The sequence below is a fragment of the Streptomyces sp. NBC_01320 genome (assembly GCF_035974375.1).
GTDB lineage: Bacteria > Actinomycetota > Actinomycetes > Streptomycetales > Streptomycetaceae > Streptomyces > Streptomyces yanii.
Map to the genome: position 1 here is coordinate 8,905,702 of NZ_CP108390.1, position 22,085 is coordinate 8,927,786.

At 70.4% G+C, this 22,085-nt stretch carries 21 protein-coding genes and 1 pseudogene; 13 read left to right on the forward strand and 9 right to left on the reverse strand.

What is annotated here, in order from left to right; translation table 11 throughout:
• Positions 1 to 177: 177 nt before the first annotated feature.
• A complete protein-coding gene (locus OG395_RS40480) occupies positions 178 to 783 on the reverse strand; it encodes a GOLPH3/VPS74 family protein (protein WP_327247363.1) in 606 nt (201 codons plus the stop codon).
• A gap of 518 nt (positions 784 to 1,301) precedes the next feature.
• Positions 1,302 to 2,204 carry an endonuclease/exonuclease/phosphatase family protein gene (locus OG395_RS40485; protein WP_327247364.1) on the reverse strand — a complete coding sequence of 301 codons (903 nt, stop codon included), beginning with the start codon at positions 2,202 to 2,204 and terminating at the stop codon, positions 1,302 to 1,304.
• Between the two features lie 670 nt (positions 2,205 to 2,874).
• On the opposite strand from OG395_RS40485, the gene argC reads away from it, so the two are divergent.
• Genes argC through OG395_RS40510 form a run of 5 tightly spaced genes read left to right on the forward strand, consistent with a single transcriptional unit; the run spans position 2,875 to position 7,738 of the window.
• Positions 2,875 to 3,903 carry an N-acetyl-gamma-glutamyl-phosphate reductase gene (gene argC / locus OG395_RS40490; protein WP_327247365.1) on the forward strand — a complete coding sequence of 343 codons (1,029 nt, stop codon included), beginning with the start codon at positions 2,875 to 2,877 and terminating at the stop codon, positions 3,901 to 3,903.
• Entirely contained in the window at positions 3,900 to 5,054 is a 1,155-nt protein-coding gene (gene argJ, locus OG395_RS40495) for a bifunctional glutamate N-acetyltransferase/amino-acid acetyltransferase ArgJ (RefSeq protein ID WP_266987792.1), read from the forward strand. Before argC ends, argJ begins: the two co-directional genes overlap by 4 nt.
• Positions 5,051 to 5,983, forward strand: a complete 933-nt coding sequence (argB, locus tag OG395_RS40500) for an acetylglutamate kinase (protein WP_327247366.1) — start codon at positions 5,051 to 5,053, stop codon at positions 5,981 to 5,983. Before argJ ends, argB begins: the two co-directional genes overlap by 4 nt.
• A complete protein-coding gene (locus OG395_RS40505; protein ID WP_327247367.1) occupies positions 5,980 to 7,191 on the forward strand; it encodes an acetylornithine transaminase in 1,212 nt (403 codons plus the stop codon). The genes argB and OG395_RS40505 overlap by 4 nt, the downstream gene beginning before the upstream one ends.
• A gap of 10 nt (positions 7,192 to 7,201) precedes the next feature.
• Positions 7,202 to 7,738 (forward strand): arginine repressor, encoded by a 537-nt coding sequence (locus OG395_RS40510; protein ID WP_037698928.1) that lies wholly within the window; start codon positions 7,202 to 7,204, stop codon positions 7,736 to 7,738.
• Positions 7,739 to 8,025: 287 nt separating this feature from the next.
• Here the strand turns inward: OG395_RS40510 and OG395_RS40515 are convergent.
• The 3 genes and pseudogenes from OG395_RS40515 to OG395_RS40525 all read right to left on the reverse strand — a co-directional run bounded on the left by OG395_RS40515 (position 8,026) and on the right by OG395_RS40525 (position 10,691).
• A pseudogene (locus OG395_RS40515) lies at positions 8,026 to 8,725 on the reverse strand (L,D-transpeptidase family protein).
• A gap of 70 nt (positions 8,726 to 8,795) precedes the next feature.
• Complete coding sequence (locus tag OG395_RS40520; RefSeq protein WP_327247368.1) at positions 8,796 to 9,389, reverse strand: pyridoxamine 5'-phosphate oxidase family protein; 594 nt, start codon at positions 9,387 to 9,389, stop codon at positions 8,796 to 8,798.
• 42 nt (positions 9,390 to 9,431) lie between these two features.
• Positions 9,432 to 10,691: a hypothetical protein gene (locus tag OG395_RS40525; protein WP_327247369.1), complete on the reverse strand. Its 1,260-nt coding sequence runs from the start codon at positions 10,689 to 10,691 to the stop codon at positions 9,432 to 9,434.
• Between the two features lie 312 nt (positions 10,692 to 11,003).
• Between OG395_RS40525 and argH the strand changes: the two genes are divergently transcribed.
• The 3 genes from argH (at position 11,004) to OG395_RS40540 (ending at position 14,845) form a co-directional block, all read left to right on the forward strand.
• The gene (gene argH / locus OG395_RS40530) at positions 11,004 to 12,437 is read left to right on the forward strand and encodes an argininosuccinate lyase (RefSeq protein ID WP_327247370.1); all 1,434 of its coding nucleotides are present in this window, start codon (positions 11,004 to 11,006) and stop codon (positions 12,435 to 12,437) included.
• 443 nt (positions 12,438 to 12,880) lie between these two features.
• A complete protein-coding gene (locus OG395_RS40535; protein WP_327247371.1) occupies positions 12,881 to 13,852 on the forward strand; it encodes an aldo/keto reductase in 972 nt (323 codons plus the stop codon).
• 102 nt (positions 13,853 to 13,954) lie between these two features.
• Positions 13,955 to 14,845, forward strand: a complete 891-nt coding sequence (locus tag OG395_RS40540; protein ID WP_327247372.1) for a sigma-70 family RNA polymerase sigma factor — start codon at positions 13,955 to 13,957, stop codon at positions 14,843 to 14,845.
• Positions 14,846 to 14,865: 20 nt separating this feature from the next.
• On the opposite strand, the gene OG395_RS40545 is transcribed toward OG395_RS40540, so the two are convergent.
• A complete protein-coding gene (locus tag OG395_RS40545; protein ID WP_327247373.1) occupies positions 14,866 to 15,384 on the reverse strand; it encodes an HAD domain-containing protein in 519 nt (172 codons plus the stop codon).
• An 85-nt stretch (positions 15,385 to 15,469) separates the two neighbouring features.
• Between OG395_RS40545 and OG395_RS40550 the strand changes: the two genes are divergently transcribed.
• Positions 15,470 to 16,021: a TetR/AcrR family transcriptional regulator gene (locus OG395_RS40550; protein WP_327247374.1), complete on the forward strand. Its 552-nt coding sequence runs from the start codon at positions 15,470 to 15,472 to the stop codon at positions 16,019 to 16,021.
• Positions 16,018 to 17,562 carry an MFS transporter gene (locus OG395_RS40555; protein ID WP_327247375.1) on the forward strand — a complete coding sequence of 515 codons (1,545 nt, stop codon included), beginning with the start codon at positions 16,018 to 16,020 and terminating at the stop codon, positions 17,560 to 17,562. The genes OG395_RS40550 and OG395_RS40555 overlap by 4 nt, the downstream gene beginning before the upstream one ends.
• Positions 17,563 to 17,672: 110 nt before the next feature.
• On the opposite strand, the gene OG395_RS40560 is transcribed toward OG395_RS40555, so the two are convergent.
• On the reverse strand, positions 17,673 to 18,344 hold the full coding sequence (locus tag OG395_RS40560) for a lysophospholipid acyltransferase family protein (RefSeq protein WP_266987816.1): 672 nt from the start codon (positions 18,342 to 18,344) through the stop codon (positions 17,673 to 17,675).
• A 229-nt stretch (positions 18,345 to 18,573) separates the two neighbouring features.
• On the opposite strand from OG395_RS40560, the gene OG395_RS40565 reads away from it, so the two are divergent.
• The 3 genes from OG395_RS40565 to OG395_RS40575 all read left to right on the forward strand — a co-directional run bounded on the left by OG395_RS40565 (position 18,574) and on the right by OG395_RS40575 (position 20,920).
• Positions 18,574 to 19,737 carry a glycerophosphodiester phosphodiesterase gene (locus OG395_RS40565; protein ID WP_327247376.1) on the forward strand — a complete coding sequence of 388 codons (1,164 nt, stop codon included), beginning with the start codon at positions 18,574 to 18,576 and terminating at the stop codon, positions 19,735 to 19,737.
• A 99-nt stretch (positions 19,738 to 19,836) separates the two neighbouring features.
• The gene (locus OG395_RS40570; RefSeq protein ID WP_327247377.1) at positions 19,837 to 20,370 is read left to right on the forward strand and encodes a sigma-70 family RNA polymerase sigma factor; all 534 of its coding nucleotides are present in this window, start codon (positions 19,837 to 19,839) and stop codon (positions 20,368 to 20,370) included.
• A 46-nt stretch (positions 20,371 to 20,416) separates the two neighbouring features.
• Complete coding sequence (locus OG395_RS40575) at positions 20,417 to 20,920, forward strand: GNAT family N-acetyltransferase (RefSeq protein WP_327247378.1); 504 nt, start codon at positions 20,417 to 20,419, stop codon at positions 20,918 to 20,920.
• 173 nt (positions 20,921 to 21,093) lie between these two features.
• On the opposite strand, the gene OG395_RS40580 is transcribed toward OG395_RS40575, so the two are convergent.
• A complete protein-coding gene (locus OG395_RS40580) occupies positions 21,094 to 21,522 on the reverse strand; it encodes a hypothetical protein (protein ID WP_327247379.1) in 429 nt (142 codons plus the stop codon).
• A gap of 1 nt (position 21,523) precedes the next feature.
• On the reverse strand, positions 21,524 to 21,883 hold the full coding sequence (locus OG395_RS40585) for a hypothetical protein (protein ID WP_327247380.1): 360 nt from the start codon (positions 21,881 to 21,883) through the stop codon (positions 21,524 to 21,526).
• Positions 21,884 to 22,085 lie beyond the last annotated feature (202 nt).

Here is a 22,085-nt window from a genome sequence, read left to right on the forward strand (position 1 = left end):
ATCGCCAACTGGCATATCGCCACAGGTCGGCCGGGTGGACGGCGGGAGTACCGGACTGTGCGCGGGGCGGCCACCTTCCCGCCGCCTCGGGAGTGCCGGTTGCCGAGGGCGCCCAGGTGTGTCATGTCCCGGAGCCATCAGGTGGCGGCGGCCACCGCGTCGTGTGTGGCGCCGTCGTCATTCGCCTCGCCAGATGTTGTCGAAAGCCGCATCCTCGATGGCTCGCCGTTGCCGTACGGCCTCCAGCTCCATCAACGCGTCATTGACGGCGGCCAGCACTGTCACCACCGCGTCGTCGGCCGTGGTCGGGAAGTCCCCGGTCCACTCGTCCCGGATCCCGATGGCTGCCGCAAGGGCGGCGAGGACGGGTTCGTCCGATGTCCAGCGGTTCGCCGCCGCGCGGCGGGCGGGCGAATCGACCAGCACCGTCCGACCGCTCCGGAAGGGCATCCCGCGACGGGGCTGCCGAGTGAGCTGCCCCTCCGCTTCGAGCGCGGCCAGATAGGCCGTGGACAGGCCGCGACCTCTGCGCCACAGCCAGTCGTCGACCGATTCGTACGGCGCCTCTCGGATCAGCGACGCCGCAGCCTCGTCCAGCAGGCGATCGGCTATGGGGGGCCGGAGGCCCGGCACGATCCGATCGCCGTCCAGTCTGACGGCCTCGGCACCGATGAGGTCGATCATCTCGGCTCCCGCGAGCGCGAGTGACAGGTCGCCCTGCTCCACAGGGTGACCTGTCGCCCTGTCCATGACTGCGATCGAGAGGTCCCGCGGTGTGGTCATGAAGGGCTCCACGTCAGAGGCATCGGTAGCGAGGCGTCGCCGAGCAGCTGGTCCGGCACCCGATGTGAGACCGGGCGGCAAGGTCGGCTGCCGTTGTCGGTGGCCGCCGCGATCGCTGAGCGGATTTGCTGCGCGTAGCCGGCGGGCGGGAAGTCCGGCCGGTGCTGTCCATCGGGATCAGGTCACTGATGGTGTGGTCGGTGTATGGGGAAAGGACCTTCCTGCCCGTCGCCGAGCATTCCCGATATCGAGCTTACGGAGCGAGGGCGGCAGCTGCATCCTGCGTCCGCCCCACGATGCTGCCCCGACACCATGCTGCCCCGACCGCCGGCTGAAGCTCCGGCCGCGCCGGCTCTTCAGCGTTTCAGTCGGTACGTCCGAGTGACGTGGCCGGCCCGCAGAGCAGCCGTGCGCGCTTCGGTCCGCCACACCGGCCGACTGCCGCGCTCGGTCGCACCACCTGTTCCGAAGCACGCCGGCTGTCACCCACGCAGGTTCGCTGTCACCGGGACCCTTCCTCAGCCCAGTGTGATCCGGGCGGCGACCGGCAGGTGGTCGCTGCCGGTGGCGGGCAAGGTGCGGATGTGGGCGACGGTCGCCGAGCGGGCCATGATCTGGTCGATCCGGGTCAGCGGGAAGGCGGCGGGGAAGCTGAAGGCGAAGCCGCGTTCCGCAACGTTCATTCGTGAAGTGAGCGGGGCCAGCCCACGGTCGTCCACCGTGCCGTTGAGGTCCCCCAGCAGGATCACCGTTCTCAGCTTCTCGGCAGCGACGGCCTTGCCCAGCAGGCCGGCGCTCTCGTCGCGCCAGGAGGACGCGAGGCCGCTCGCCCGGACGCGGACCGAGGGCAGGTGCGCGACGTACGCCGCGATCTCCCCGTGCGGCGTGTGGACCACGGTCCGCAGCCCGCGACTCCAGGCCTCCGCTATCCCCGGGGGTTTGATGTCCAACAGCCGGGTGTCGGTCAGTGGATATCTCGACCAGAGTCCGACGGTGCCCCGGACCGCGTGGTACGGGTAGTCCGGGGCGAGGGCCTTCTCGTAGACCGGCAGCGCCGGGGGCACCAGCTCCTCCAGCGCGATGACATCGGGCTCGGCGTCGGCCAGGGCGCGGGCCGTGCCTCCCGGGTCGGTGTTCTCGTCGCTGACGTTGTGCTGCACCACGACCAGGTCGTGTCCGCCGGGCTTCGCCCCGGGCAGGAGCAGCCCGCCGAAGAGGTGCATCCAGGCCGCCGCGGGCATCAGCAGGGCCACCATCGCGGCGGCCGAACGGCGCAGCAGCGCCCCGCCGAGCAGGACCACGACCACCAGGCCGAGCCAGGGCAGGAACGCTTCCAGCAGACTGCCCAGGTGGCCCACGGAGTTGGGGACGGCTCGGTGGAACGCCAGCAGCCCGGCCGTCAGCGCCGCGAGCGCGGCCATCGCCCGCCCCCGCGTCCAGGCCGACCGGACCCTCGCGTCCTCGCCCGGAGCGCAGCGCCCCGCCCGGCGCCGCGCCCACCGAGGCGCTGCTGCCTTCACCGTCAAACCGCTGTTCGTCCGCGCCTGTCCCATCATGGCTTCCCATCCACGTGACCTCACCCTCCAGGACGAGCCATCGGGTGAATCAGTTTCTTTTGTCCGCGGCACGGCGCCGCGGGTGGCCGCGACATTGCCCGACCCGCTACTTCCGGCCCCGGGGGCGGTCGGCGTCGATGAGCGGGCGACGCGCAAGGGTCGCAATGGCGGGACCGGGGTGGATGGCGAGCCACGTCGGCCGGCGTACCTGCTGCCCGACCGGGAGGCTTCGAGCTCGGCCGCATGACTGACCAAAAGGCCGGGGACCGAGGGCGTATGCCGTGACTGCGCACCTTTCTCCGCGCAGGCGTGCCCGCGGGGGCGCCCCGGGCGGTGCGGGTGGCGGACTATGGGGATATGTGGCACAACCTGAGCGAAGGCGCCGAGCGGAGCGTCGCACGGCGCCGCGGCTTCCTGTGCGTCCGAGGCGGGCCACGGCTGGAGGCAGCCACACATCGCCGCGCGCCGACCCGCGAAGGCTTTGCATAAAAGTTCGGCGATGCGTATAGTCATGCCATCGATGAGGAGGATTCCGATGGCGGTACGTGCAGCAGTGGCAGGGGCGAGCGGGTATGCCGGCGGGGAGCTGCTCCGTCTGCTGCTCGTTCACCCCGAGGTGGAGATCGGTGCTCTCACCGGCAATACCAACGCCGGCCAGAAGCTCGGCACGCTGCAACCGCATCTGCGACCGCTCGCCGACCGGGTGCTCCAGCCGACCACGCCCGAGGTCCTCGCCGGGCACGACGTCGTCTTTCTCGCCCTGCCGCACGGGCAGTCCGCCGCCGTCGCCGAGCAGCTCGGTGACGAGGTGCTCGTCGTCGACATGGGCGCCGACTTCCGGCTGAAGGACGCCGCTGACTGGGAGAAGTTCTACGGGTCGCCGCACGCCGGGACCTGGCCCTACGGTCTGCCCGAGCTTCCCGGTGCCCGTGCCGCGCTGGCGGGTTCCAAGCGGATCGCGGTGCCCGGCTGCTACCCGACGGCCGTCTCCCTCGCGCTGTTCCCGGCGTACGCGGCCCAGCTCGCCGAGCCCGAGGCCGTCGTCGTCGCCGCGTCGGGTACCTCCGGGGCGGGCAAGGCGGCCAAGCCGCACCTGCTCGGCTCCGAGGTGATGGGCAACATGTCTCCGTACGGCGTCGGCGGTGTCCACCGGCACACGCCCGAGATGATCCAGAACCTCAGCGCCGCCGCCGGTGAGCCGGTCACGGTTTCCTTCACGCCGACCCTCGCGCCCATGCCCCGCGGCATCCTCGCCACATGCAGCGCGAAGGCGAAGCCGGGCGTGACCGCCGAGTCCGTGCGTACCGCCTATGACAAGGCCTTCGCGGACGAGCCGTTCGTCGACCTCCTTCCCGAGGGACAGTGGCCCGCCACCGCGTCCGTGTACGGCTCCAACGCCGTGCAGATCCAGGTCGCGTACGACGAGGCAGCCGGCCGGATCGTCGTCATCAGCGCCATCGACAACCTTGCCAAGGGCACCGCGGGCGGCGCCCTGCAGAGCATGAACATCGCCCTCGGACTTCCCGAGGACACAGGTCTTTCCACGATCGGAGTGGCACCGTGAGCGTCACGGCAGCACAGGGGTTCTCGGCGGCGGGTATCGCCGCGGGAATCAAGGAGAGCGGTAACCCGGACCTGGCCCTCGTGGTCAACAACGGCCCGCGTCGCGCCGCCGCGGGAGTCTTCACCTCCAACCGCGTCAAGGCCGCCCCCGTCCTCTGGTCGGAGCAGGTCCTCAAGGGCGGCGAGGTCACCGCCGTCGTCCTCAACTCGGGTGGCGCCAACGCCTGCACGGGCCCGCAGGGCTTCCAGGACACGCATGCCACCGCCGAGAAGGCCGCCGAGGTCCTCATCGGTCACAGCGCCGGTGAGATCGCCGTCGCCTCGACCGGTCTGATCGGCACGCTGCTCCCGATGGACAAGCTGCTGCCCGGCATCGAGACCGCCGCCGCCGCGCTCAGCGAGCACGGCGGCGAGAAGGCCGCCATCGCGATCAAGACCACGGACACGGTCCACAAGACCGCAGTCGCGGGCGGCGAGGGCTGGACCGTCGGCGGCATGGCCAAGGGCGCGGGCATGCTCGCACCGGGGCTCGCCACGATGCTGGTCGTCCTCACCACCGACGCCGACGTCGACGCCGCCGGACTCGACTCCGCGCTGCGCGCCGCGACCCGCACCACGTTCGACCGGGTCGACTCCGACGGTTGCATGTCGACGAACGACACCGTGCTGCTGCTGGCCTCCGGGGCCAGCGGGATCACTCCGGAGCAGGGCGAGTTCGCGGAGGCCGTACGGGTCGTCTGCGCCGACCTGGCCCGGCAGCTGATCGGCGACGCCGAGGGTGCCTCCAAGGACATCCGGATCGAGGTCATCAATGCGGCGACCGAGGACGACGCCGTCGAGGTGGGCCGTTCCATCGCGCGCAACAACCTCCTCAAGTGCGCCATCCATGGCGAGGACCCCAACTGGGGCCGGGTCCTCTCGGCGATCGGCACGACGAAGGCCGCCTTCGAGCCCGACCAGCTCAATGTCGCCATCAACGGCGTCTGGGTCTGCAAGAACGGCGGGGTCGGCGAGGACCGCGACCTCGTCGACATGCGCTACCGCGAGGTGAAGATCACCGCCGACCTCGCCGCAGGCACCGAGTCCGCCGTCATCTGGGCCAACGACCTCACCGCGGACTACGTCCACGAGAACAGCGCGTACAGCTCATGAGCGCCGCGAGGAAGCACACCGCACTGCCGAAGGCGCAGATCCTCATCGAGGCGCTGCCCTGGCTGACCCGGCACAACGGCAAGACCGTCGTCATCAAGTTCGGCGGCAACGCCATGATCGACGAGGAGCTGAAGGCGGCCTTCGCGCAGGACGTCGTCTTCCTGCGGCAGGCCGGCCTCAAGCCCGTCGTCGTGCACGGCGGCGGCCCGCAGATCAGCGCCCAGCTCGACAAGCAGGGCCTGGTCAGCGAGTTCAAGGCCGGGCTGCGTGTCACCACGCCCGAGGCGATGGACGTCGTACGGATGGTGCTGGCCGGACAGGTCCAGCGCGAGCTCGTCGGCCTGCTCAACCAGCACGGCCCGCTCGCCGTCGGCATGACCGGTGAGGACGCGCACACCATCACCGCCACCCAGCACCGGCCCACCATCGAGGGCGAGCTCGTCGACATCGGCCGGGTCGGCGAGATCACCGCCATCGACACCGGGGCCATCCAGGCGCTGCTGGACGACGGCCGGATCCCGGTCGTCTCCTCCATCGCCCGCTCCGCCGACGACAACCACGTCTACAACGTCAACGCCGACACCGCGGCCGCCGCACTCGCCGCCGCACTGAACGCCGAGACGCTGATGGTCCTCACCGACGTCGAGGGTCTCTACGAGGACTGGCCCAACAGCGACGACGTGATCAGCCGGCTCACCGCCGGCGAGCTGGAGAAGCTGCTGCCGGAGTTGTCCAGCGGCATGGTCCCGAAGATGCAGGGCTGTCTGCACGCCGTGCGCAACGGCGTCGAGACCGCCCGTGTCATCGACGGCCGGGTCCAGCACTCGATCCTGCTGGAGATCTTCACCGACGAAGGAATCGGCACGATGGTCGTGCCCGACGCACGGCCAGGAACAGTCGCACAGCCAGGGACAGAGGGGGAAGCATGACCAACGCCGAGCTTTCACAGCGGTGGCAGGGCTCGCTCATGGACAACTACGGCACCCCGCAGCTCTCCCTGGTCCGTGGCGAAGGCGCCCGCGTGTGGGACGCCGACGGCACCGAGTACCTCGACTTCGTCGGCGGTATCGCGGTGAACGCGCTGGGCCACGCCCACCCCTCCGTCGTCGGGGCCGTCTCCGCCCAGATCGCCTCCCTCGGCCATGTCTCCAACCTCTTCATCGCCGAACCCCCCGTCGCCCTCGCCGAACGGCTCCTGCACCTTTTCGGAAGGACCGGCCGGGTCTACTTCTCCAACTCGGGCGCCGAGGCCAACGAGGCCGCCTTCAAGATCGGCCGGCTGACCGGGCGGACCCATATGGTCGCCACCGACGGCGGCTTCCACGGACGGACCATGGGGGCCCTCGCCCTCACCGGCCAGCCCGGGAAGCGCGAGCCGTTCCTCCCGCTGCCCGGCGACGTCACGCATGTCCCGTACGGGGACGCGGAAGCCCTCCGCGCCGCAGTGACCACCGAGACCGCGCTGGTCATCATCGAACCCATCCAGGGCGAGAACGGTGTGGTCGTCCCGCCCAAGGGTTACCTGGAGGCCGCCCGGGAGATCACCCGGGCCACCGGCACCCTGCTCGTTCTCGATGAGGTGCAGACCGGTATCGGCCGGTGCGGCCACTGGTTCGAGCACCAGGCGCACCAGAGCATCGAGCCCGACATCGTCACCCTCGCCAAGGGCCTGGGCGGCGGGCTGCCGATCGGCGCCACCGTCGCCTTCGGCGCCACGGCCGACCTGCTGAAGCCCGGTCAGCATGGCACGACGTTCGGCGGCAACCCGATCGCCTGCGCTGCCGGTCTGGCCGTGTTGGACACCCTCGCCGCCGATGGCGCCCTGGATCGGGTGAAGCGGCTCGGCGAGCGGATCCGGGAAGGTGTCGAGGGGCTGGGGCACCCGTTGGTCTCCCACGTCCGCGGCTCCGGACTGCTCCTGGGTATCGTGCTCACCGAGCCCCTCGCACCCCAGGTGCAGCAGGCGGCTCAGGGAGCCGGACTTCTGGTGAACGCGCCCGCCCCCGATGTCGTGCGGCTGATGCCGCCGCTGATCATCGGTGACGCAGAGGTGGACGCGTTCCTCGAGGCACTGCCCGGCGCTCTCGACGCGGCACACGGGGACAAACCATCAGGAGAGAAGCGCTCCGGAGAATGAGGCGACGACGATGACCGAGGCGCAGGAATCCGAGTACGGCGGGCAGTCCGTGCCGCAGACCCGCACGGCACGCCACCGCCGGATCGTGGACATCCTGAACCGGCTGCCGGTGCGCTCGCAGAGCCAGCTGGCCAAGCTTCTCGCCGACGACGGGTTGAGCGTCACCCAGGCGACGCTCTCCCGCGACCTGGACGAGCTGGGCGCGGTGAAGATCCGTAACACCGGCGGCGAGCTGATCTACGCGGTGCCGAGCGAGGGCGGTTTCCGCACCCCGCAGGCGCCGCTCGGCGAGTCGGCCAAGGAGGAGCGGATGCGGCGCCTCTCCGCCGAACTGCTCATTTCGGCGGAGGCGTCGGCCAACCTCGTGGTGCTGCGTACGCCTCCGGGCGCGGCCCAGTTCCTGGCCTCGGCCATCGACCAGGCCGAGCTGCAGGACATCCTCGGCACGATCGCGGGCGACGACACGTTGATGCTGATCAGCCGTGACCCGGCGGGCGGTCAGGCACTCGCCGACCATCTGCTGCGGCTGGCGCAGAACGGCCGCTGAGAGCCTGTCGGGTGACCTTCGATCGGAGAGCGGACGCGGTCTGGTGCGTGCGATTCCAAGGCGGCGGGATGTCCTCGGATGGGGTCTCCCCTACTCGAACGAAGCTGAGAGCTCGGGGAAGGAGCTACTAGGACATTTCGGCAACGCGGGAAGCGTGCGTGCCAGGGCGTGGCCGCCCGATCAGAGGTCACCCGACAGGCTCTGAGCCCGCGCGGGCTCTTCCTTCCGGATCGGGACGGATCCTGAGCGTCCGGACCGACCCGGGAGAGGGATCCTGGGCGCCCGGATCAGTGGCGGGTGATCGCGGTCGGGCCCGAACGGGTCCCGATCGCGATATGCGGTCGGCGGTCCGGGTCCGCCCAGGCGAGGATCCGGTCCATCGCGGCCGCCGGTACGGAGACGCAGCCGGCGGTCGCCCCGTCCCCGTTCACATGCAGAAATATGCCCGCACCCCGCCCGCGTACCGGCCGGTCGTAGTTGAATCCGACCACCAGTGCGCGGGCGTACTGCGTCCCGTACGCGATCAGGTGCTCGGCCTCGCCGGCCCGGCAGTCAGCGGGCAGCGGCTCCACCCAGCGGTTGTACCGGGACGCCTCGTTGTCCTGGCACCACCACGACCGGTCGCTGACCCGGCGGTACGGGTAGGCGGTCCCGGCCGGGGCCGCCTTGATCCCGAAGGCGTACGGCAGGTCGTACAGACCGGTGGGCGTGGTGTTCGTGCCTGGACCCGCTGCTTCCCTCCGTCAGTCCCTTCGCCCCGAACCGGGCCGACGCCGACCCCATCCGTACCCATTGCCCGGACCGCATGTTCCACCAGCTCACCGTCCCCGTGGTGGATCCCGTGCCGGGGGCCTCGGCGGTGATCAGCTGCGTGCCGCCGCCCGTGTCGGCCATCCGCTCCGGCAGCGGCGGCGTGGCGGCGGGCCGCGCCGCCACCGAACCCGTGAGGGCGAGCAGAACCGAACCGGTCACCAGTGATATGCGCATGTCCCGGACCGTAGGCGCGACGTCGCCGGTCCGCCCCCGGGCCTGCTCCGTACGGACCAATCCCGGCGGCTCATTTTTCGGCGGGCATGCCCGGCAGCGGGAGCGGCAGCCCCGGGAGGCCGTCGATGCTGGTGGCGATGTGCTCCTTCTTCTCGAAGTACTCGCTGAGCGAGGCGTCGTCCTCGCGTGCGAAGCGCTGGGCGTGGAGCGGCCGGTCCTCGTCGTAGGACAGGAAAGGCACGGCGTATCCACAGGTGTCCCGGATCAGCTCGGCCGTCACCACGATGATCGCGCGCAACCCGTGCGGTGTGGGGTCGACGCCGGGAAAGTGGGCGAGCAGGCCGGTGAATCGCGGGTCGTCGCGGAAGACGGGCTCGCCGTGGCCGTGCACCCGGACGATGTTCGGCGGTCCCTGGAAGGCACACCACATGAGGGTGATGCGGCCGTTCTCGCGGAGATGCGCCACGGTCTCCGCGTTGCTCCCGGCGAAGTCCAGATAGGCCACGGTCCGCTCGTCGACGACCGCGAAGGATCCGCTGACGCCTTTGGGGGAGAGGTTGACCGTGCCGTTCCCGTCGAGGGGCGCGGTCGCCGTGAAGAAGATGTGCTGCTCTTCGATGAAGGTCCTGAGCCGTCCGTCGATACGTTCGTAAGTCTTTCCCATGAGGCGATTATCGGCGCCAATGTGGCGCCCGGCAGGGGCATTTCAGCCGGTGGGACGCCACTGGCGGACCGTCGCGCGGAGGTGGGCCCGCAACAGCCGCTCGGCCGCCACACGCAGCGCACGCGGTCGGTCCGCCCCGGTCCTGACGAGCAGCCACTCGTGCGGTATCCGGTCGGCGTCCGGCAGCAGAGCCTGCGTCACCGCCCGGACGACGGCGGGTGACGGGTCGTCGAGGAGGGGCCGCAGCTGCTCGTACCCCACCACGTCGAGCGCGCGCAGGCCGGTGACGGCGTGGACGCGGACTGCGGGCACAGGGTGTGTCACCAGTGACCACAGCGCCGGGGCGTCCTCCCTGGTGCCGCACTCGCCGAGCCCGGCGGGGGCAGCGGGGCGGGCGGCCGGGGCGGCGCACATCGACCGGTAGAGGGGGAGCGGATCGATGCCGCCCTGCCGCAGTACATAGCGGGCACAGGCCCGTACGACCCCGGAGCGGTCGGCGAGGAACACCGCCGCCTCGCCCTGCCGCCCGGCCCGCCGCAGCGCGGTGACACCGGCGGACCGCACCTGGGGCGACCGCGCCGACAGCAAAGGGCCCAGCACCTCGTCGTGCGCCCCGTCCCGCATGCCCGCGATCGCGGCCTCCGCACACAGTGTCTGGATACGCACGTCGTCCGAGGCGGCGGCTGCGGTGCGGGCCAGTGCTGCCGGGGCGAGGAGACCGCGATCGACCGCGATGCGGTACGCGAACCGGCGTGTGGCCCGGTCCTCGCTCGTGAGCAGCGCCGCGACGTCCTCGGCGGGCCCTTCGCGCAATACACGGTCCAGCCGTTCGCGGGCGAACTTGCCCTGATCGCGCCTGGACAGCCGCAGCACCAGCGCGGTCAGCGGCGGCAGTTGCCGGCCGGGAATCTCCGAGAAGAGTGCCCGAGCCCGGTCGCGCACCGGGCCGGCCCAGTCCGCGCAGCGCACGGCCAGGAGCGGCCGCAGAGCCGGGGAGCGGGCGGCCCACTCGAGTGCCGCCTCCCGGATCCGGCCGTCCGGATGACACAACGCAACAGCGAGCAACGGCTCGTCCGGGGGTGTCCTGGACCATTTCACCGAAGGCAGCTGAGCATCCCGGCTCCAGCGCAGTCTCCGGCTGTCGGCCCAGTCGTGCGACGGGAGCAGCCCCGGCGTCGTCCACGCCAGGACCCGTACCCCGAGATCGAGGGCCGTCCAGGCCTCGGCCGACGAGGTGTCCAGCGCTTCCCGGAGCGGTATACCCCGGGCCAGCCGTTCAGCGGCCTCGTAGTCGCTGCCCATCACGTGCCTCCACCAGGTATGCGGAGGCCGATCGTAGAAGGCCGCAGGGTGTCAGGGCCCGGCATTTACGGTCCGGGATCGAACGTTCGGGTGAGCCGTTCACCAGCAGCTTTGACAAAGCATACGGAGGACTGCATAGTTATACCTATAGAGATTGCACCGTATCGAAGATCGCCGCGCAGTGCGATCTGCAGGCGTAGCCTGACGTCGACCTGGCCTGACGCCGACCCGTTTACGTCACCGCCTCCCCGTTTCCTCCACGGCGGGGAGGCGGTCGCACATCCATCCCCTGGCATTTCCGAGGAGCACGCAGTGAGCAACGGCACCGGCAAGAGCGACGTACGCCTCTGGGGCGGCCGTTTCGCCGACGGCCCGGCCGAGGCGCTGGCCAAGCTGTCCGCCTCCGTCCACTTCGACTGGCGGCTCGCGCCGTACGACATCGCCGGCTCCCGCGCCCACGCGCGTGTCCTCCACAAGGCGGGCCTGCTCACCGCGGACGAACTGACCCGCATGATCGCCGGTCTCGACCAGCTCGAAGCCGATGTCGCCGACGGCTCCTTCACCGGCACCATCGCCGACGAGGACGTCCACTCCGCCCTGGAGCGCGGTCTCATTGAGCGCGTCGGCCCGGACCTCGGCGGCAAGCTGCGCGCCGGCCGGTCCCGCAACGACCAGGTCGCCACGCTCTTCCGGATGTATCTGCGCGACCACGCCCGGATCATCGGCGGCCTGATCGCCGAGTTCCAGGACGCCCTGGTCGGTCTCGCCGAGGCGCACGCGGACGTCGCCATGCCGGGCCGTACGCATCTGCAGCACGCCCAGCCCGTCCTCTTCGCCCACCACGTCCTGGCCCATGTGCAGTCGCTGTCCCGGGACGCCGAGCGGCTGCGGCAGTGGGACGAGCGTACGGCCGTCTCCCCGTACGGCTCCGGCGCGCTCGCCGGTTCGTCGCTCGGTCTCGACCCGGAGGCGGTCGCCGCGGACCTCGGCTTCGAGCACGGTTCCGTCGCCAACTCCATCGACGGCACGGCCTCCCGCGACTTCGTCGCCGAGTTCGCGTTCATCACCGCGATGATCGGCGTCAACCTCTCCCGGATCGCCGAGGAGGTCATCATCTGGAACACGAAGGAGTTCTCCTTCGTCACCCTCCACGACGCCTTCTCCACCGGCTCGTCGATCATGCCGCAGAAGAAGAACCCTGACATCGCCGAGCTGGCCCGCGGCAAGTCCGGGCGTCTGATCGGCAACCTGACCGGCCTGATGGCCACGCTGAAGGCTCTCCCGCTCGCGTACAACCGCGACCTCCAGGAGGACAAGGAGCCCGTCTTCGACTCCTGCGACCAGCTCGAAGTCCTGCTGCCGGCCTTCACCGGCATGATGGCCACGCTCACCGTCAACCGGGAGCGGATGGAGGAGCTCGCCCCGGCCGGCTTCTCGCTCGCCACCGACATCGCCGAATGGCTGGTCAAGCAGGGCGTCCCGTTCCGTGTCGCGCACGAGGTCGCCGGCGAATGCGTCAAGGAGTGCGAGCAGCAGGGCATCGAGCTCGACGAACTCACCGACGCCCAGTTCGCGAAGATCTCCCGGCACCTCACCCCCGAGGTCCGCACGGTCCTCAACGTGCCGGGCGCGCTGGCCTCCCGCAACGGACGCGGCGGCACGGCCCCGTCGGCCGTCGCCGCCCAGCTCACCGAGGTCAAGGCCGACCTCGCCGTCCAGCACGCATGGGCGACCGCGAAGAGCTGACAGCAGCCCGGACCCAGGCGACAAGGCGGGGAGCGGTCGTGCGCTCCCCGCCTCGCCGGCCCGCCCGTCCGTCCGTCCGTCCGTACGGACGGACGGTACGTACGTACGGACGGACGACCGAACCGCGACGAGGGCGTCCGGGGTGAGGCCGACGACCACGTCACCGCTGTGACGGTGAGGACGCCGACGCCCGCACTCGCCGGGCCGATGACCATCGGTCTGCTCCCGCCGGTGCTCATCCGGCTGAAACTTCCGGACAGCATGGAAGCCGACCTGCCGGCCGGCCTCGACCAGGTCTGCGCAGGCCCGAGGGGTGAGGACCTGGCCGGCCCGGCCCGATCCCGGCCGGCGAGGGCCCGATCGGCCGAATCGCGCGGCTGGACGCACGGGAATCCGACTGCGTTACGTTGGCGGGGGAGCACTCCATCGACGAGGAGCCCGCGATGCCCTTCGGACGCCTGGCCTCGGCCACGACACCGACCGCCCATATCGGGCTCGGCCTGGCCGCGGTCGGCCGGCCCGGCTACATCAATCTCCACCGCGACCGGGACCTGCCCGAGGACCGGAGCGTCGACGTCCTGCGCGAGCGCACCCATGAACTGCTCGACGCCGCCTACGCCCAGGGCGTCCGCTACTTCGACGCCGCCCGCTCCTACGGCCGCTCCGAGGAGTTCCTCGGCGCCTGGCTGGCCGCCCGTCCCGAGGTACGTGATGTCGTCATCGGCAGCAAGTGGGGCTACACCTACACCGCGGACTGGAGCGTCGACGCCGAGGCGCACGAAGTCAAGGACCACAGCCTCGCCACGTTCGAGCGGCAGCGCGCCGAGACCGAGGCGCTGCTCGGTGACCGGCTCGACCTCTACCAGATCCACTCCGTGACCGCCGACAGCCCGGCCCTCACCGACAAGGAACTCCACGCGCGGCTCGCCGAACTCGCGGCGGACGGGGTCAGCGTCGGACTCTCCACCAGCGGCCCCGCCCAGGCGGACGCCATCCGTGCCGCGCTCACCGTCAGGATCGACGGCGAACCCCTCTTCCGTACCGTCCAGGCCACCTTCAACGCCCTGGAGACCTCGGCCGGTTCTGCGCTCGCGGAGGCGCACGAGGCCGGGCTGACCGTGATCGTCAAGGAAGCCATGGCCAACGGACGCCTCGCCGGAACGGACGCCCCGGCGATCGTCCAGGAGATCGCGGCCGAGGCGGGCCTCGGGAGCGACGCGGTCGCGCTCGCGCTGGTACTGCACCAGCCGTGGGCCGGCGTCGTGCTCTCCGGCGCGGCGACGGTCACCCAGCTCGCCGGCAACCTGCACGCCCCGCTTCTCGGCCTCGACGAGGAGCGGCGGTCCCAGCTCGACGCGTTGGTCGAGGAGCCCGAGGCGTACTGGCGCCACCGCGCCGCGCTGCCCTGGAGCTGATCGGCGGCGCACCTGCCGATTCCTTGATCATCGGCCGTTCTGTCACATCGGCGCCGTTCCGTACGTCAATGCTGTGACGGCACGCGACGGAGGAATGGGTCTGTGGACGAGAACGAGTTTCTGGCAGCACGCTTCGAGGAGAGCCGGACCCATCTGAAGGCCGTGGCCTACCGGATGCTCGGCTCTCTGAGCGAGGCGGAGGACGCCGTCCAGGAAGCGTGGATCCGGCTCAGCCGCTCCGACGGCCGGCAGATCGACAACCTGGGCGGCTGGCTGACCACGGTCGTCGGCCGGGTCTGCCTGGACATGCTGCGCTCCCGCCGGTCCCGGCGCGAGGAGCCGCTGGAGGCACGGACACCCGACGGACACACCCCCGATCCGGTCCTCGGCCCGCAGCCCGGCAGTGACCCCGAGCAGCAGGCGTTGATCGCCGACTCGGTCGGGCTCGCACTGCTCGTGGTGCTGGAGACGCTGGACCCCGCGGAGCGGCTGGCGTTCGTGCTGCATGACATGTTCGCGGTGCCGTTCGACGAGATCGGGCGCATGGTGGACCGCACCCCGGCCGCGGCCCGCCAGCTCGCCAGCAGGGCGCGGCGCCGGGTCCAGGGCGTGGACCCGGCGCCCGATCCCGATCTCGTCCGCAGGCGCGAGGTCGTCGAGGCGTTCCTTGCCGCCGCCCGGGGCGGCGACTTCGACGCACTCGTCGCCGTGCTCGACCCGGACGTGGTGGCACGGTCCGACGGCGGCGCGGGTGCCCCGTCGCTGGTGCGCGGAGCCGCGTCGGTGGCCCGCCAGGCGATGATGTTCGCGCCGTTCGCCCGGTCCTCGCAGATGGCGCTCGTCGACGGGGCCCTCGCGGTCATCTCGACCCGCGAGGGACAGCGGTTCTCGGTCATGCGGTTCACGATCGAACGAGGCAGAGTCACCGAGCTGTACGTGATCAACGACCCGGCCCGGCTTCCGGAGCTGGATCTGACCGTGCTCAACGACTGAGCAGGGCGGCGGACCGGGGCTCAGTTCTCGTCCCGGCCCGCCGCCCACTCGGCGAGTGCGTCGAAGTCGGCGCGCTCGAGCCCGATCCGCGGATCGATCCGGAGTAGCAGCGACCGGCCCGGCCCCTGTCGGGCGATCCACGCCCGGTCCCGCTCGGTTATCTCGTCGTCGACCCACGCGAACGGCCGCCCGGCCGCGTACTCCACGACGTACTGCGTCTTCCAGAGCGTCCCGTCCGGCGCGCTGCCGTGCATCGCCGGCCAGTCGATGTACGGCAGCGGCGGCAGTCCGAGATGCGGGCCGATCCACTCGTTGGCCTCGTCCTCCCAGGTTGTCGCCCAGACCAGGGTGTACCGGTCGGCGAGCGCCAGCAGCTCCGCCCCGTGCGCCGGGTTGAGCAGGACGGGCAGCGCGGGTCCCTCGGTCCACCCCGTCGGCCGCATCCGGTGTCTCGTGTATCCGTCGGGGGTGTGACGGCGTGACAGTGCCGCGTACGGATTGAGCGGACCGTCGATGTCGATCAGCAGCAGCGGCTTCATGGCGCCATGGTCCCGCCACCTGGCAGCGAGGGGCGACACATTATTCAATGAGACATTCTTGTCTCATATGAGTTAGTGTTGTCTCATGACTCTTGACCGTGAGCAGGTGTTGCGCAGCGCCGCCGCTCTGCTGACCCGTAAATCGACCGCCACCATGGACGAGGTCGCCCGGGCGGCGGGCATCGGGCGCGCCACCCTGCATCGGCACTTCGCCGGACGGGACGCCCTGGTCAGAGCATTGGAGAACTTGGGGATCCAGGAGTTCGAAGCGGCCCTGGACGCCGCTGAGCTCGACAAGGGAACCTCGGAGGAGGCGCTGCGGCGGCTGATCGCGGCCTTTGAACCGAGCGCCGGACTGCTGTCCTTCCTCGTCACGGAGAACCAGCTCTTCGAGGGCGAGGAGGTGAACGAGGGCTGGAACCGGACGGACGCAAGGGTCTCCGCCTTCTTCCGGCGCGGCCAGGAGCGCGGCGAGTTCAGGATCGACCTGACTCCGGCCTGGCTGACCGAGGCCCTCTACGGACTCGTCTCCACCGGTGCCTGGGCTGTCCAGGTGGGCCGGGTTGCCGGACAGGACTTCCAGTACATGATCGTCGAGTTGCTGCTCGGCGGAGCACGCCGGAGCGTGGAGCAATGACCAGCATCGACCAGCACACGGAGACGTCGGACGAACTGCGCCGACCCGGGCGGTGGATCGCGCTGGCCGTCCTCGTCCTCGCCGTGCTGCTGGTGGCCGTCGACGCCACGGTCCTCGGTCTGGCGACACCGTTCCTCACCGAGGATCTCCAGCCGACCGGCACCCAGCTCCTCTGGATCGGCGATGTCTACTCGTTCGTCATCGCCGGACTCCTGGTCTCCATGGGCAGTCTCGGTGACCGCATCGGCCGCAAGAAGCTGCTGCTGAGCGGCGCCACCGCGTTCGGTGCGGTCTCCGTACTGAACGCGTACGCGAGCAGCCCCGAGATGATGATCCTGGCGCGGGCGCTGCTCGGGGTCGCCGGCGCCACCCTGATGCCGTCCACCCTCGCCCTGATCCGCAACCTCTTCAACGACCCGCGCGAGCGCAGCTTCGCCATCGGTATCTGGGGGGCCATGGCGTCGGCAGGCGCGGCCGTGGGTCCCGTCGTCGGAGGATTCCTGCTCCAGCACTTCTGGTGGGGTTCGGTCTTCCTGATCAATCTGCCCGTGATGGTGGTCCTCGTGGTCGTCGGCATCCGCATGATTCCGGAGTCGAAGAACCCGGCGCCCGGCCCCTGGGACCTGGTCAGTGTCGCGCTCTCCCTGATCGGCATGATCGGTGTCGTGTACGCGATCAAGGAGCTGGCCGCGCACGGGGCGAGCTGGGAGGTCGCGGTCTCCGGTATCGGCGGTGCGGGCGCACTGTACTGGTTCGTCCGCAGGCAGCTGAAGCTCCCCGAGCCGCTGCTGGACATGCGGCTCTTCCACCACCGGGGCTTCTCGGGCGCGGTCCTCGCCGACCTGCTCACCATCCTCGGCCTGTCCGGGCTCGTCTTCTTCCTCTCCCAGTTCCTGCAACTGGTCCAGGGACGCGGACCGCTGGAGGCCGGGCTCGCCGAACTGCCCGCGGCCGTCGGCGCGGTTGCCTGCGGTCTGATCGCAGGCATGACCGCCCGCCGCTTCTCGGTCCGGTCCGTGGTCTCCGCCGGACTGGCGGCGGTCGGCGTCGCACTCGCCGCCGTCACCTTCGTCCACCAGGAGACCGGCTATCCGCTGATCGGTCTGCTGCTGCTGGTTGTCGGCATCGGCGCGGGCTTCGCCTTCACCGTGACCTCGGACGTGATCCTCTCCAGCGTTCCGAAGGAGCACGCGGGCTCCGCGTCCGCGGTCTCCGAGACGGCGTACGAGCTCGGCGCGGCCCTGGGTATCGCTCTGCTCGGCTCCATCGTCACCGGCGTCTACCAGGACTTCGTCACCCCGAACGGCGTCCCGGCCGAGACCGCCGCGGCCGCCCACGAGTCACTGGGCGGCGCGGTCGAAGCGGCCCACGGCCTGCCGGAGGCGCAGGGGGACGCCCTGGTCTCCGCGGCGCAGGCCTCGTTCGTCGACGGGCTGCACATCGCCGCGGGCGTCGGCGCTGTGGTTCTGCTGGCGACGGCCGTCGCCTCCTGGTTCCTGCTGCGCGGCCAGGCGCTGGAGGAGGAGATCGAACATCCTTAGCGGCGTCTTAGCGGCGTCCTGGCCCTGTCCTTCTGCGGCCATTCGGGTTGTCCAGAAATACGGAAGGGCCCGTACCGCCGAATGCGGCACGGGCCCTTCCACAAGTCCGATCAGGCGGCCTTCGCCTTCGTCGCATACATGTCGACGTACTCCTGGCCCGACAGCCGCATCACCTCGGCCATCACGGAGTCCGTCACCGCCCGCAGGACATAGCGGTCGCGGTCCATGCCCTCGTACCGGGAGAACTCCATCTGCTCGCCGAAGCGGACCGTCACCTTGCCGGGACGGGGCAGACCGGCACCACCGGGCTGCAGCTTGTCCGTGCCGATCATCGCGAACGGCACCACCGGCGCGCCCGTCATCAGCGTCAGCCGGGCGATGCCCGTACGACCGCGGTAGAGGCGGCCGTCGGGGGAGCGGGTGCCCTCCGGGTAGATGGCGAACGCCTTGCCCTCCTCCAGCACCCGACGGCCCGTCATCAGCGCCGCGACACCACCGCGTCCGCCGTCCCGGTCCACCGGGATCATGCCGCAGCCGGTGAAGAACCAGGCCATCAGCCGGCCCTTGAGGCCCTTGCCCGTCACGTACTCGTCCTTGCCGATGTAGAACACCGGCCGATCGCAGCAGATCGGCATGATCATCGAATCGATGAACGTCAGATGGTTGCCCGCGAGGATCACCGGACCGTCGCCCGGAATGTTCTCCACGCCCTCCACCTGGGGGCGGAACATCAGGCGCAAGATCGGTCCGAGCACTGCCTTGATGAGTGCGTGTCGGGACAACGGTTCCTCCGGTGTAGTGGCCGGCCGAGGCGCGGGATCGTGACGGTCCATGCAGGTGAGGACGATACTCGCGGGTACTCGCTGATCGCACATCGGGTTCATCGAGTCGACACGCAGTGTTGACGTGTGTTTCCGCCATGTTCGTCCATGAGCTGCCGTCCGGACGGTGTGGCTGCCTACGATCGGGCCTCGCTCGACGGTGCCACACATCACATGCGAGGGAGCATTCATGACAGAGCGTGCGCAGGCGAACCCCGGTCGTCGGACCGTCCTGGGAGCGGGAGCGGCCGTACTCGGCACGGCCGCGCTCGGACTTCCCGGCACGGCGGACGCCGCCGAGCGGTCCGGAGGCCAAGGCGGCGACCACGGCAGCCGGCTGGACCTTCCCGTGCCGACCGTCATCGGTCACCGCGGCACGAGTGGCTACCGACCGGAGCACACCCTCGGCTCGTACCAGCTGGCCCTCGACATGGGCGCGCACATCATCGAGCAGGACCTGGTCCCCACCAAGGACGGCCATCTCGTCTGCCGTCACGAGAACGACATCACCGCCACGACCGATGTATCGGCGCACCCCGAATTCGCCGGCCGCAGGACCACCAAGAAGGTCGACGGGGTCTCCCTGACCGGCTGGTTCACCGAGGACTTCACCCTCGCCGAGCTGAAGACGCTGCGTGCCAAGGAGCGCATCCCGGGCAACCGCCAGAAGAACACCCTCTACGACGGTCGCTGGGAGGTCCCCACCTTCGAAGAGGTGCTCCAGTGGGCCGACCGCGAGGGCCGCAAGCGCGGCAAGCAGATCTGGCTGTACGTCGAGACCAAGCACCCCACCTACTTCCGCGGCCTCGGGCTCGGGCTGGAGGAGCCGCTCGCCAAGCTGCTGCGCCGCTACAACCGCCACCGCGCGCAGTCGCCGGTGATCCTCCAGTCCTTCGAACCCAGCAGCATCCAGCGGCTGTCGAAGCTCGTCGCCTCCCCGCGCGTCGTCCTGCTCTCCGGCGCCGGATCGCGGCCCTGGGACTTCGTCGCGACCGGCGACCCGCGCACGGTCGACGACCTCGTGACCCCCACGGGGCTGAAGTGGATGGCGTCCTTCGCACAGGGCATAGGCCCCACGCTGGACCTGATCATTCCCAAGGACGCGTCGGGCCGGCTCACCACGCCGACCCGCCTCGTGCGGGACGCGCACGAGCAGGGCCTGATCCTGCACCCGTACACGATGCGCAACGAGAACTCCTTCCTGCCCGCCGACTTCCGTCGCGGCACCGACCCCAACGCGTACGGCGACGCCTTCGGTGCGTTCCGGACGTACTTCGCGACCGGTATCGACGGGATCTTCTCCGACAACCCGGACACCGCCCTGCTCGCCGCCGAGGACTTCACGAAGAACTGACATATCGCCCCGCGTCAGCACCCGGCCGGTCATGCCCCGGTCGGGTGATGCGCCCCGCGGACGGCAACCGCCCGTCCGCGGCGGCACGTCGGGTGAGGCATGAGGCTTCCCGCAGACGCCCCCGCCGCCGTGCGCGCCCTGTACCCTCTCGTCAGCGCCGAGGCGACGGCCGAGGCCGGCTGCGCGGCAGTGGGCGCGGCCGTCGAACCCGCCGATCTCGAACAGACCGTCTGGCTGCGGCTGCTGGAGCTGCTCGCGGACCGGACACCGCCGGCCGACCCGGCCCGCTGGGTCCGCGACACCGTACGGGAGGAGGCGCGCCGCGCCCGCCGTACCGCGCGGCGCGAACGTCCGTACGCCGATGGGACCATCCCGGATCCGGCCGACTGCCCCGAGCGGTCCGCGGTCGACGCCGACGAACGCCGTGCGCTGCACGCCGCGGTGGAGCGGCTGCCCGGACGGTGTGCGAGCCTGCTGGCGGCGATGCTCGCCCCGACCGATTCCACGTACAAGGAAATCGCAGGGAAGTTGGGTATGTCACAAGGCAGTTTGGGGCCGATCCGTTCCCGATGCCTTGGATGTCTGCGCAGAATGCTCGCGGCGGAGGTTGTCGTTCCTGAACTGCGGGGATAGGAGCAGGGGACAACCGGTGGACCAGGTGAGCGGGAGGCATGCACACATGGGCATGAGTGTGATCATCTCGGCGGCGACCGCGGAGGACGCCGAACAGATACTGAAGCTCCAGTACCTCTGTTTTCAGGGCGAGGCGGAGCTCTACGGGAATTACCGCATCGACCCGCTGGTGCAGACCCTCGACTCGGTCCGTGACGAAGTGACCGCGAACCTGGTGTTCGTTGCACGGCTCGGTGACGAAGTCGTCGGTTCGGTACGCGGATCCACCGATCCGGACGGCACCGGAGAGATAGGCAAACTCTGTGTGCACCCCCGGCTCCAGGGGCACGGGCTCGGCGCCCGGCTGCTGAACGCCGCGGAGTCCGCACTCGCCGACCAGCGGTCGGCCACTCGGTTCCGGCTGCACACCGGGCACCGCAGCGAGACCAATCTGCGGCTCTACCGGCGAGCGGGTTACGCCCCTGTGGGCAGCGCCACCGGTCAGGACGGTGTCCGGCTGATCCTTCTGGAGAAGGACGTCGCCGAGCAGGCCTACGTCGCCAGCGCCTAGTGCCGTGACCGGCATTGTCTGCCCCATCAGGAGCGTCGTCCGGTGCGTGTGATCGCACGGCGGCCGGAAGTCCTTGGACGGGGTCTTCCCCTGCTCGAACGGAGTGGAGAGCTTGGGGAAGGAGCCATCAGGGCTTGCCGGGAGGGGCGCCAGGGATCCCAGGGATGCGGGCGTTACGCGTTCTTCGCGCGACGCAGCCAGATCATCCCGGTGACCGGCAGGATCACCGGGATGAACAGGTAGTCCCTGCCGAGGTACGACCAGACGGTGGCGTCCGCGAAGGCGGACGGCTCGACCAGCGTCCACGTACCCACGATCAGCACGCCCGCGAGCTCGGCGGCGCAGCACACCAGCGCCGTCCTGCGCGCCTTCTCGCCGCCGCGCACCAGCGAGTACGTGATGAAGCCGTACACCAGCGCGGCGACGGCCGACAGCACATAGGCGAGCGGCGCCCTGCCGAAGTCCAGGATCATCTGGACGATCGCGCGGGAGGCGGCGGCCACGGTGAACACCCCGTAGAACCAGACCAGTACGCGGCCCGGTCCGGTGCCCAGCTGGAAGCCGGTCTTCTCGCCGGCGGAGCGGCGATCGGTGTCGGTCACGTCAGCTTCCCCAGATGTCGTAGAGCCGTACTTCCAGGACGGCCAGTACGACCGCGCCCGCCGCCACCGTCACCGATCCCCACCGGGTCCGCTCGGTCAGCGACAGGAAACCCGCTGCGGGCACGGCCGCGAAGGCGCCGATCAGGTAACAGATGAAGATCGTCATGCCCTGCTCCGGCCGCTCGCCCCGGGCCAGCAGCACGATCCCCACCACCAACTGGGCCAGCGCCAGCAGCGACACCACGGCCATTCCGATGAAGTGCCAGTCCTTGGTCGGCTGGTCCCGGTAGGCGGCGAAACCGCACCAGGCGGCGAGGGTGAGCGCGGCCACGGCGACCGCGACCGTCAGGGCGACAAGCATGAGGCGAGGGTATTACGGACCGGACGGCGTCCCGCGTGCGCCCCCGGGCCCGGGTCGGCCGGTGCGGATGCGCGTGCAGATCCGCGCCCGGGCGCTGCTTCCGGCTGCAGGGATCAGGGCCGTGGCCTTGGCCACAACGCACGACCGGTCCGGGCCGCCCGCAGATGCGGCCGCACTGTTCCGCCGCCGTATCGGTGCAGGT